Here is an 11815-nt window from a genome sequence, read left to right as displayed (position 1 = left end):
TCGTTATGAGATACCTATCGCTGATAAAATCTTTTTTCAATGGGCTGTTTTTTACCTTGCGTATACAGGTAAAGAACCGTCGATTAGCCACTTCTTTATTACCGTATAGCTTATGTATTTTACTCAGTGCCTGTAACATAGCCAAGCATTTACCATCGAATGAGCGGCTGTACATGGGTACCGACATTACTATTCATGCCGATTCAACTGTTTCGGCCACAGAGCAAGCTGGCCTGAAAGAGCAGTTAACAGCCCTGGCTCGCCCTCGTCCCAATAAACAGCTCTTTGGTTATCCCTACAAAGTTGGTTTGTACTATCTGTTCGGAGAGCCCAAAAAACCGAAAGGATTCCGGTCGTGGTTCCGGAAAAAATTTGGGCAGGAGCCTGTATTGGCCAGCGCCAAAGCTATTACGTCAAATATTCCGGTTTTCAAGGCGACCTTGCAGAATCAGGGTTATTTCGGGTCTGATGCTACCGGGAAACTAACCGAAGATGGCTATAAGGCGCGTGGTGCTTATGACGTAAATGTGAAACAGCGCTTTTTGATCGATTCAGCAGGTTTTCTGGTTGACTCCACCCCTGTTCGTAAAGCCTTGCTGGCATCGGCCCGACGAACCGTTATCAAAAAAGGCGACCCTTACGTGTTCGACAACATCAAACTAGAGCGCGAACGTATTAGTCAGTCCATCAAACAACGTGGTTTTTATTATTTTCTGCCTGACTATATAGCTGTCATTGCCGACAACGATACGGCGCGACACCGGACAAAATTATATTTCGCCATCAAGCCCGATATGCCCGAAGCGGCTGGCGTTCCCTATTACATTCGAGATATTTACATTTACCCGAATTATAACCTGTCGACCGCCAGAAATGATACAAATCGACGACGGGCTTATACAACGGAAGATCAGTTCCAGGTTATCGACTCTACCCGACGGTTCGATCAGAAATTGTTTCGCGACATTGTAACGGTGAAACCTGGCACGCGCTACAACAGCCGCATGCAGGATCTTACCCTTTCGCGGTTCATTAATGTAGGGGCATTTAAATTTGTTCGCAATCGATTTGATCCTGACCAACAGGGAGACTCAGCCGTCTTGGATGTCCATTATTACCTAACCCCCTATCCAACGAAATCGGTACGGCTGGAGATTGATGGAACCTCACGTTCGAATAATTTCAACGGTACACAGGCCATCATAAGCTGGCGAACCCGGAATGCGCTCAAACGAGCAGAATTACTGACCATTAATGCCAATGCCGGGATTGAATTTCAGGTTGGCGACGCTGGTGAAGGAGTAACCAATTATCGCTTCGGCCTCGATGCAAACCTAAGTTTCCCACGATTGGTAGCTCCTTTCCGGTTCAAATATGATCAGCGGCAGGCCCTACCCAAAACGAATGCAACCATTGGTTATCAGACAATCCTTCGAGGAGGCTTATATCGGATCAATTCGGCGCAAACAACGTTTGGGTATGCCTGGCGACAAAATCAACAAGTCGAACACGTTTTTCAGCCGTTCAATATTAACTACGTGTTTGTCCCCCTAAATCAGGTTACCGACCGCGTTTATGAAATTCTTGCGGACCCCGATGTTGCTTCTATTGTAAAGCAGCAGTATACTAACACGGTCTTCCGATCAGATCAGCTTATTTTAAGCTCTTTATATACATTCAACTTCAATTCGCCAATCCGCTCGCTCTCCCCTACCAGTTATCGAATAAGTGCCAATGCAGAAGCAGCAGGCAATTTGGCCAGCCTTTTCTTTCGAAAGCCATTAGAAAACGATGATCGAAATGGGATTTTTGGGGTTCCTTACGCGCAATATCTCCGATTCGATGTTGATGGGCGATTGTATCGTAAATTAACTCAAAAAATAACCTGGGCCAATCGCCTGTTTGCAGGCGTTGGGATCACCTATGGCAATTCAAAAGGCAAATCATTGCCTTTTACCAAACAGTACTTTGTTGGAGGAAGCAATAGTATTCGGGCATTCCGGCCGAGAGCCATTGGACCCGGCCTATTTACGCGCGATACTTTACGGAATGTCCCCATATTTCAGGATGGCGGTGGTGACGTTAAGCTAGAGGCTAATACCGAACTCCGGATTAAATTCAACAAGTACCTCGAAGGGGCTGTTTTTGCCGATGCCGGAAACGTCTGGTCGTACTCAGATATAACCACATTTGGCCCTGAAGCGCAGTTCCCCAAACGGTTTTACGAACAGATTGCCATCGGAACGGGAGTTGGTGTTCGAATTGATTTATCGTTCTTTCTGGTCCGCCTTGACATTGCCACTCCCCTACGCAAACCCTACCAGACAGACGGCAGTGAGTGGGTCATTGATAAGATGGCCTTCGATAAAACCGACTGGCGCAAGCAAAATCTGATATTTAATATCGCTGTAGGTTATCCGTTTTGATTTTGCTTAAGGTTTCATGTTCAAGGTTCCAGATTACCAAAACACAACTTGGAACCTTGAACGTGAAACCTTAAACTTACTTCAATACCGGCTTAAGCACTTCCCAAACTGTATTAGCCACAATTTTATGACCAGCAGGTGTTGGGTGAATACCATCGGGCTGATTCAGTTTCGGAATGCCGCCAACACCTTCGAGCAGAAAGGGAATCAGAATAAGTTTGTTCTTATCAGCCAGTTCTTTAAATAACTCCCGGAATTCCTTCGAGTATGATGTTCCCATATTGGGCGGAATCTGCATGCCAGCCAGCACAATAGCAGCCTGCGGACTTTTTAGTCGAACGGTATCGACGATGGCTTGTAAATTCTGACGGGTGGCGGTCAGAGGCAACCCCCGAAGGCCATCATTCCCGCCCAACTCCAGCACGAATACAGCCACTGGTTGACGCATCACCCAGCTAATTCGACTTTTGCCACCAGCCGTCGTTTCCCCACTCAATCCGGCATTAACAACCGTGTAGTTCAGTCCAGCGGAATCTATCTTCTGACCTACCAACGCCGGAAAGGCCTGCGACGGCTCAACGCCATAGCCAGCTGTCAGGCTATTGCCATAAAACAGCACGATTTGTTTTTTGGTCGTAGCAACGGATTTCGATTCAGGTTGCGTAGTCGTAGCAGTTGTTTCCGTTGTTTTTTTGTCGGATGAACCACATCCCCAGACCGTTAGGAGCGTCAGTAGGCCGCTTATCACAGAATAGGTCGTTTGTCGATTTAGGCAGAACTTCATTGGTTTTATGACGGTTTGATTTAAACACAGAGAACATTGAGGATTGCACGGAGTGCACAGAGCCTTTCTCCTCGCCTTGTTCTCCGTGTAAATCTCCGTTATCTCCGTGTTTAGAACAACCTTTTGCTTCAATGAGTATTCTGCGCGTCGAAAATCTTACTAAAACATATTCAAGTGGTGGCCGTGAGCTGACCGTACTTCATAGTGTAAATTTCACCCTCGAACCCGGCGATACCTTCTCGATTGTTGGTCCATCGGGCAGCGGCAAAACCACTTTATTAGGCTTGTGTGCCGGATTAGACCGGGCTTCGTCGGGCAGTGTTTACCTCAACGATATTCGACTGGATACACTTAATGAAGATCAACGGGCCGCTATCCGTAACCAGCACGTCGGGTTCATTTTCCAGAACTTTCAATTATTACCCACCCTCACGGCGCTCGAAAATGTGATGGTGCCACTGGAGTTACGGGGTGAGAAAGGAGCCGCCAAAACAGCGCAATCACTGCTCGACCGAGTCGGTTTAGGCCAACGCGGACACCATTATCCAACTCAATTATCGGGTGGTGAGCAACAACGCGTTTCACTGGCGAGAGCCTTCGCGAATCGTCCTAAACTGCTCTTCGCCGACGAACCAACGGGAAATCTGGATGCCGATACCAGTGCGACTGTTGTCGACCTTCTTTTTGAACTCAACCGCGAGGCTGGCACCACGCTTGTTCTCGTTACGCACGATATGGAGTTAGCCGCACGCACCCAACGCATCATTCGTATTAAGGGAGGTACGGTCATATCAGATATAGATACTAAAGAGCGAAAGAGCGAAAGAGTGCAAGAGTGATTGCACACAAATCCGCCCTTTCACTCATTTACTCTTTCGCTCTTTAAACATGTCTTGGCTCTTCCGAATGGCCTGGCGCGATAGTCGCCGGAGCCGCCAACGATTACTCTTATTTATGTCGGCTATTGTGCTCGGCATTGCGGCTTTGGTCGCTATAAATTCCTTTGGCGACAACCTTGCCCAAAGTATCGACGATCAGGCCCGCGAACTTTTGGGGGCCGATCTCACGGTATCCTGGTCGCGGCCGCCATCGCCTAAAACACAGCAGTTATTGAAAACAACAGGTCGCGACCGGGCTTACGAAGTCTCGTTTGCATCGCTGGTGTCTATACCTAAAACTGGGGGTGTCCGACTGGCGCAGGTAAAAGGGCTACAGGGCAGCTTTCCGTATTACGGGGTTTGGGAAGTCCAACCCGCTTCGGCTATCCAAACGTTCCGACAAGCCTCTAGCCGGGTAGCCTTGGTTGATGACGGGCTATTAGTTCAATTGGGTGCTCAAGTCGGCGACTCGGTTAAAGTAGGAAATCTATCATTTTTGATTGCAGGTCGCGTGACCAAAACACCCGGCCAGGCCGCCATTGCAGCTACCGTTGCACCAACGGTTTTCGTTCCCAATCAATTTCTGGCCAATACGGGACTGTTGCAGCGGGGTAGCCGTGTAGCCTATAAATATTATTACCAGTTTGCTCCGGGCACCGATGTGGAGAAATTCGTCAAAACCGTTTCGGGTCGATTGGATAAAGAAGGAGTTAACTACGACACGGTCGAAGGTCGTAAAAAACAAACCGGACGTTCCTTTGGCGATCTGACCAAATACCTAAGCCTGGTTGCCTTTGTTGCGCTGTTGCTTGGTTGCGTAGGCGTTGCCAGTTCGGTCCAGTTATACGTAAAAGAGAAAGTAACGTCGGTTGCTATCCTGCGTACATTGGGCGCCAGCGGCCGACAGGCCTTTCTGATTTACCTATTACAAACGGCCCTGATGGGGTTGATTGGGGCAACAATTGGGGCGCTGGTTGGGTCGGTTGTACAGTTAGTATTACCCCGTATTTTCGGTAATTTTCTACCGATTACCGTTGAAACGTCCTTGTCGGGGCCAGCTATTCTGGGGGGTATCGGTACCGGTTTGTTGATTTCAATCCTGTTTTCACTGCTCCCTCTACTCGCCATCCGGAACGTCTCGCCGTTACGAACGTTGCGGACGTCATACGAAGACGACTTAAGTGGCCGCGACCCGCTGCGGTGGCTTGTGTACTTACTCGTTATTGGCTTCATCGTTGGGTTCGCCTATTTACAGACGAAAAACCTGATGCTTGCGCTTGGCTTTACGGCTGGTTTAACCGTGGCGTTTGGTATTCTGACTGCGCTCGGCCTGGGGCTCATCTGGCTGGTTCGTCGATTCTTTCCAACATCCTGGAGTTACGTATGGCGACAGAGCTTGGCAAACCTTTATCGGCCCAATAATCAGACGCTTATTCTGGTAACATCCATTGGGCTTGGGGCTTTCCTGATCGCCACGCTCTACCTTACCCAAGGTTTGTTACTCGGACGAGTAGAGTTATCGGGAAGTGGTAAACAGCCTAATATGGTGTTGTTCGACATTCAGAATGAGCAACTTAATGGCGTTCGATCGCTGGTGACGGGGCAAAAGCTACCTATTCTACAGGAAGCGCCCATTGTTACGATGCGATTATCGGATATTAATGGCAAAAGTGGCGAAGTGATTCGCAAAGACACCTCGCAGAAAACGCCGAAATGGGCATTCACCCGCGAATACCGCGTTACGTACCGTGACTCGTTGATCTCATCAGAAAAACTGGTATCAGGCAAAGCGCCGTATCAGGCCGACGGCAACGTATACGTATCCATTGACAAAGACTTCTTCGACCGGATGCACCTTAAGCTTGGCGATACCTTGAATTTCAACGTACAGGGAGCGCCTATTCAAACCATTGTGGGTGGTACCCGCGAGATTGAATGGAATCGGGTGCAGACTAATTTTCTGGTTGTTTTTCCTGCAGGTGTGCTGGAACAGGCTCCGCAGTTTCATGTAATGATGACTAGAGTACCCGATAACAACGTTTCAGCTGTACTTCAGCGCAATCTGGTCAGTCGATTCCCGAACGTATCGGCTATCGATCTTGGTCTGATCTTAAAAACGGTCGATGAAATTCTGGCTCAAATTTCGTTTGTGATTCAGTTTATGGCCTTGTTCAGCATTCTGACTGGACTATTGGTACTTGCCAGTTCGGTAGTTATCAGCAAATACCAACGTCTGCGTGAAAGCGTATTACTTCGAACACTGGGGGCCAGTCGGGAACAGATTTTGAGTATCACAGTTGTCGAATATGGCTTACTGGGGCTTTTATCGGCACTATCGGGCATTCTGTTGTCGATTGTAGGCACCTGGGCCTTAGCCCGATTTGTGTTCGAAGTCCCCTATCGCCCTGATGCGATCCCCTTACTTATTGTTACAGCAGTAGTAACCATTCTGACCGTTCTGATAGGCGTCTTCAATAGCCGCGACGTATTGACAAGACCACCCTTGGATGTACTGCGGGCCGAAGCGTAAACAAGCCTAAAAATTTGCGCTTCGGCACAAAATAATTAGCATTTTTGCCGCATCTACGGTTCGACTTATGGCTATTAGACACGTATCGATAGGCAAAGAATTTCCTTTGTATGTTGACAATGAAGACGCCTGGCGAGTCGATACAGCGGCACACCTTTGGGCTGTTGCCGATGGTGCAGGTGGAACAGGGTTATACGCAGGCGAGTGGGCCCAGTTTTTGGTAGAGCAGGTGCCTGCTCAGCCATTCAGGGAGGTTGCGGAGGTTGCTCAATGGGTAACTGATCACTGGGGTCGTTTTTTTGACGAGTTCCAGACGCAGGCAGGCGCCCATTATCTGACCGAACTGAAGTTTCTCAATGAAGGCTCCGGGGCCACACTCGCCACACTACATCAGCAGGACTCTTTACTGCACTGGTCTGTGTACGGCGATGCCCTGGTGTTGTCGTTCAATCCAGCAACGGGGCAACTCTTGGCGTCGAACCCAGCCTTAAGCCAATTTACGGAAGCGCCTTATTTGCTAAACTGGTTATTACCCTGCTCGGCAGAAGGGTTCCGAAGAGGGACCTGGATTAAAGAGCCCGGTCAGCAAATTGTGCTGTGTTCTGATACCCTGGGGCAGTATTTGCTCATGGGATATAAAGCACTTCAGGGCGACCAGAACGAATTAGCCATTGTAAGTCAGTTGCCTACCGGCCTGGGTACCAGAGCTATGACTCACCAAACCTTTTGGCAAGCTGAAGTGGGGAATTTTAATGAACAGGTATGGCAACCACTCTGGCAAGCCCTGGCGTCGACCGACACGTTTCTGCAACATACCCAATACCTACGTTCGGCTCAGTTACTTGGGGGTGATGATTATACCTGTATTTTGATTGAATTCTGATCTCACATGTTGCCTTCTATCAGCGAATACGTACAGTCCATCGAACTCTCCAGTGAAACCTTAAATCGGCTGAAGCAGTTGGTGCCTGTTCGAAAGGCAGATGGGCAGGTCTATTTCAGCAGTGGAAATTTTGCCGTGGTCTTTCGCATGCAGGATAGTCAAACGGGCAAACAGGTTGCCTTGCGTTGTTTTCTGCGAGAAGTTCCCGGCCGACGGGAACGGCTTCGGGCCATTGCACGCTACCTAACCGAAAACCCATCGGACTATCTGCTCCCGTTCACCCTTCACCTGAACGAAATCTGGGTCGACACTCGCTTTGGTAAAGAACACGAATTCGACGTGGTGGTGATGCCCTGGGTAGAGGGACAAACGCTGAGTCAGTATGTGGCCGATTGTTGCCGTAACCAGCAACACCAAAAGCTTACCGCACTGGCTCATCGGTTCGATGAACTGGTGCGATGGCTGCTCAATCAGCCAATGGCCCATGGAGATTTAAAAGCAGATAACATTCTGATAAGACCCGATGGACGATTGATTCTTATTGATTATGATGGCTGTTTCGTACCCGCTTTGTCGGGCAAGGAGGCTACGGAAACAGGCACTCTACCATATCGACACCCTGCCCGAACACCCGCTCACTTCGACCGTCATCTGGATGATTTCAGCTTGCTCGGTCTTTCTCTTGAACTCCATGCCTTGAGTCTGTCTCCGGGATTGTACAGCGATAGTGATACGTTACTACTCAATCTGAGTATCGTTAATGATCCCTTCCATACTGACCAGTGGAATCTGTTTCGTAGTCTATCATCAGCTAACGTATCGCTTCGGGCAAGCCTGTTGGAGCACGCTATTCATTTAGCCCCCAAACCTATTGCTGGCCTCATGGACTTGCTCCACATGCCAGAATCTGATTCCATTACGATAACCACAAAGCCGGAGACACTTATTCCATATCTTCAGAAAAGGCAGTGGCGATTCGTCAATCAGTCGGGTGAATTTGTTGGGTCTGGCGAATGGGAAAGTGTTGCCCCTTTTACGGAGGGACTGGCTCCCGTTCGGAAACAGGGCAAATGGGGCTTTTGTAATGTACAGGGCCAGTTAGTTATTGATTGTCAGTTTGATGAAATCCGGGAGTTCAGAGCCGGTTTGGCGGTGGTTCGGCAATTAGGTAAATATGGATTTATTAACCCAGAAGGGCAGCCAGTTATCCCCTGTGCCTATGAAGAAATCGGCTATTTTGCCGAAGGCCGCGCGCTGGTCCGTCAAAACAATGCCTATGGCTTTATTGATGAACAGGGCGAATTGGTCATTCCCTTTCAGTTTGAGTCGGCGGTGTCCTTTGCCGAAGGACTGGCCAGGGTTAAACTAGGCGGAAATTACGGTTTTATTGATGTAGCAGGCACGTTGCAAATACCCTGCGAACTCCCTTTTGCGGACAGTTTTTCGGAAGGATTAGCGGCTGTTGAAAAGAACGGACAGTTTGGGTACATCAATCAGGATGGACTGCTCACGATTCCGCACCAGTTCGACTTAGCCGGTATTTTTGCCGAGGGGCTGGCATCGGTGAAAAAAGCGAGAAAAATGGGCTTTATCAATCACGAAGGGGCACTCGTCATTCCCTTCGAATTTGATGAGATTCTGTTCAGTTCGGCTTTGCCCTTTACCGAAGGGCTGGCGTTGGTCCGAAAACGAAATTTATTCGGTTATATCGATAAGCAAAACCAGCTCGTCATCCCCTACCAATTTACCGATGCAGACAATTTTTCGGAGGGGCTGGCCGCTGTTCAGCTGGGGGGAAAATGGGGGTACATCAACCAACAGGGCGACCTCGTCATCGCTTGTACGTTAGATCACGCCTATCGTTTCCATAATGGGCTGGCGCTGGTTCGCAAGAATAATCGGCTGATCTATATTGACCGGACTGGGCATATGTACTGGGATAAAGTATAGACGAGTTTAATTAGGACTCTTACCCACTTTGGCCTTATTATTATCAATCAACTCAGCTTGTTGAATAGCGTCACCCACTTCTGAACTGTGTCTGGTTGAATTCTGGATGCCATACTGTCAAATGTTTTAGCCACGTTTCGGGCGAGGGTCGGGCGCCAGTCTCCAGGTAACACATAGCCATTGGCGACAGCAAATGATTCCATCTGACGGACAATAGGCTGGCCCGGAAGTACCAGATAATCAAAGTCATCCGTTTCCAGACCGCGGTACATCCGGGCAAAATGGCGGGCAATATCATGAACAGGAATTAAATCTTCCAGCGTCTGTTCGTCCGTCGGTGACTCGCTCAAGGTGATGATCCGTGTAGGCAATTCTTTATACCCCGTGTGGCGTAAGCTTTGGGCTACTGTATGCCCTGAAATCGTACCCTCAAGTAGTACATAGGGCATCGCCCCAAGCTGTTGAAACAGTATCTGCGATAAGGGTTCCGTATCTGATAATGAGGGGATAAACAAAAGGTCTTTGGTAGGTGGATGGCTGCCCGTTTTTAGCAGATAGGATTGGAGAAGTTGCAGATAAATCTGACTGGCAACATCATTCACCAGAACAGGTAAGCGGGCGGTTAGTAGCTGTTCCGATACGCTTAAATTTAAGGCGGCCTGTATAGGATAAAACGACGCGCTGGCGCCCGACTTGCCTACCTGGTAATCGTTGGAAATAACCGAATCGCCCTGAGGACCAACGTACACCATTTTAAGGTTATTGAGCATCCGACTACCGATCATGAAAGGCGAATGCGTTGTGTAGATGAGTTGGTTGCTCTGAGAAAGCGACTGAAGAAACGTCAACAAATCCTGCTGAGCAACGGGGTGCAGGGAAAGACCCGGCTCATCAAGTAATAAAATACAGTTGGAATGACCCTTGGCCTGCTCGGCCCGGAAGGTTAAAAAGAAGCTAAAGAACCATTGTAACCCTTTACTGCGTCCGTCCAGCTCAATTTCTTCGGTACGTTTTTCGTCGCTCACCCAAATCCGAAAGTGGTTCCCATCAGCCTGAAATCGAAATCGGTAAGTTGCCTGATGCCACCACTCCTGAAAAGCCTTCGTGAGCTGAGCGGAAGCCGCCTGAAGGATAACTTCCCGTTTCTTTTTGTTTTCCCGTTCCTGATCAACCGTGGTTTCTGGCGCAGTTTCTACTACTGTATTATCAATCCGACCGTACGAATCGCGGGTGATGACCCGTGTCTGGCTTACTTCTGACCCTAATTCCAGAATTTCCTCTGGTTTGAGCTGAACGAAATCGAACAGCACCTTCAGCGTTCGCACTCGGGCCTGCTCCCGTAAACCAAGATCCTGTCGGGTACTATTCTGGATAACATGGGGGAGGTAAATCTCCGCATCCAGATTGCCGTATTCCGAGTAATAGACAAAGCGTGGCAATTGCTCCAGAAACAACTGCTGCTGATCGGCTGCTAGTACAATTCGCTTGTTGTTCAGCAAGCGGGCAATGTTTTCGAGCGGGGTTTTTAGGTGTTCGTCGGCAAATAGCCGGAACGGTTGCCGACGGGAGTATTTAGTCGTAATAAATTCATCGATCTGAGCGATCAGGTTATACACATCATATTCGCCCAAATTTCCCGATTCTGGCAGAAGTGCGATCAGGCGATCCGTAAACTCCCGGAACTCCTGCAAGATTTCTTCCTTATCCTTGATAATCAGATCGCTTGCCAGATACTTTTCCAGAAAGGCGCTGAGTAACGTATGGATGTATTTGTTGGGGTACTGCGCAAGAAAAGAAGTTGGGAAATTTACATCATATAAGCCCGTGTAGTAACGAGCGACCTCAACCGTTGCCAAAAGCTCCGTTGAATAGCCTAATGTTGATGCCAATTGCTCCCGGACCAAGGGGGCTATGGTAAAGGTTGCCCGAATGAAGGGTTCTTTAGCAGAGTTTGTATCGTAGGTGGCGTATTGTTTCCGGGGATAATCAATCAACGGGTCAATACGTGCCCCATCGGCCGGATTTAATTTATGCAGAGCAACCAGCAGGTTTGTTTTACCTGATTCATTCGTGCCTACTAAACAGGTACAATCGCTTATATCTAGCTCACCCGAATCAACAATCGATCTGAAATTAGTAACTCGGAATGATTGCAATATAAAGGGCATTACTTCATGAATTTTAGTTGTCAACGCTAAACGACGCTGCAACGATAGCCAAATCCACCCAATCTTACGCACTCTACATTCCTTTATCAGAAAAAAAGCTTACCCGATGTATGGCATGTGGCTGCTTTGGCAAATTCTCCTACCGTCTGTTTGAAACTGCTTGACTTTCCTGATTTCCAGAAATAAATATGCAATC

At 48.5% G+C, this 11815-nt stretch carries 7 protein-coding genes; 5 read left to right on the top strand and 2 right to left on the bottom strand.

Going from position 1 to position 11815, the window contains the following annotated elements:
* Positions 1 to 5 precede the first annotated feature (5 nt).
* Positions 6 to 2426: a translocation and assembly module lipoprotein TamL gene (gene tamL / locus ACYVGR_RS20885; protein ID WP_460960246.1), complete on the top strand. Its 2421-nt coding sequence runs from the start codon at positions 6 to 8 to the stop codon at positions 2424 to 2426.
* Positions 2427 to 2502: 76 nt separating this feature from the next.
* Here the strand turns inward: tamL and ACYVGR_RS20880 are convergent, their stop codons facing one another.
* Positions 2503 to 3210 carry an arylesterase gene (locus ACYVGR_RS20880; RefSeq protein WP_460960244.1) on the bottom strand — a complete coding sequence of 236 codons (708 nt, stop codon included), beginning with the start codon at positions 3208 to 3210 and terminating at the stop codon, positions 2503 to 2505.
* A gap of 131 nt (positions 3211 to 3341) precedes the next feature.
* On the opposite strand from ACYVGR_RS20880, the gene ACYVGR_RS20875 reads away from it, so the two are divergent.
* The 4 genes from ACYVGR_RS20875 (at position 3342) to ACYVGR_RS20860 (ending at position 9451) form a co-directional block, all read left to right on the top strand.
* Positions 3342 to 4049: an ABC transporter ATP-binding protein gene (locus ACYVGR_RS20875; RefSeq protein ID WP_460960242.1), complete on the top strand. Its 708-nt coding sequence runs from the start codon at positions 3342 to 3344 to the stop codon at positions 4047 to 4049.
* A 49-nt stretch (positions 4050 to 4098) separates the two neighbouring features.
* Positions 4099 to 6618, top strand: coding sequence for an ABC transporter permease (locus ACYVGR_RS20870; RefSeq protein ID WP_460960240.1), 2520 nt, complete (start codon positions 4099 to 4101; stop codon positions 6616 to 6618).
* Positions 6619 to 6685: 67 nt separating this feature from the next.
* Complete coding sequence (locus ACYVGR_RS20865) at positions 6686 to 7501, top strand: hypothetical protein (protein WP_460960238.1); 816 nt, start codon at positions 6686 to 6688, stop codon at positions 7499 to 7501.
* Positions 7502 to 7507: 6 nt separating this feature from the next.
* On the top strand, positions 7508 to 9451 hold the full coding sequence (locus tag ACYVGR_RS20860; RefSeq protein WP_460960236.1) for a WG repeat-containing protein: 1944 nt from the start codon (positions 7508 to 7510) through the stop codon (positions 9449 to 9451).
* A gap of 47 nt (positions 9452 to 9498) precedes the next feature.
* Here the strand turns inward: ACYVGR_RS20860 and ACYVGR_RS20855 are convergent, their stop codons facing one another.
* Positions 9499 to 11619, bottom strand: coding sequence for an AAA family ATPase (locus ACYVGR_RS20855; RefSeq protein ID WP_460960233.1), 2121 nt, complete (start codon positions 11617 to 11619; stop codon positions 9499 to 9501).
* Positions 11620 to 11815 lie beyond the last annotated feature (196 nt).

The sequence above is a fragment of the Spirosoma litoris genome, from assembly GCF_054776755.1.
This window is presented reverse-complemented; position numbering and strand designations above follow the sequence as displayed.

What these genes read in the sequence shown, in the direction of transcription:
- tamL (WP_460960246.1), top strand. Translation starts at nt 6, where the DNA reads ATGAGATACCTATCGCTGATAAAATCTTTTTTCAATGGGCTGTTTTTT.
- ACYVGR_RS20880 (WP_460960244.1), bottom strand. Translation starts at nt 3,210, where the DNA reads ATGAAGTTCTGCCTAAATCGACAAACGACCTATTCTGTGATAAGCGGC.
- ACYVGR_RS20875 (WP_460960242.1), top strand. Translation starts at nt 3,342, where the DNA reads ATGAGTATTCTGCGCGTCGAAAATCTTACTAAAACATATTCAAGTGGT.
- ACYVGR_RS20870 (WP_460960240.1), top strand. Translation starts at nt 4,099, where the DNA reads ATGTCTTGGCTCTTCCGAATGGCCTGGCGCGATAGTCGCCGGAGCCGC.
- ACYVGR_RS20865 (WP_460960238.1), top strand. Translation starts at nt 6,686, where the DNA reads ATGGCTATTAGACACGTATCGATAGGCAAAGAATTTCCTTTGTATGTT.
- ACYVGR_RS20860 (WP_460960236.1), top strand. Translation starts at nt 7,508, where the DNA reads ATGTTGCCTTCTATCAGCGAATACGTACAGTCCATCGAACTCTCCAGT.
- ACYVGR_RS20855 (WP_460960233.1), bottom strand. Translation starts at nt 11,619, where the DNA reads ATGCCCTTTATATTGCAATCATTCCGAGTTACTAATTTCAGATCGATT.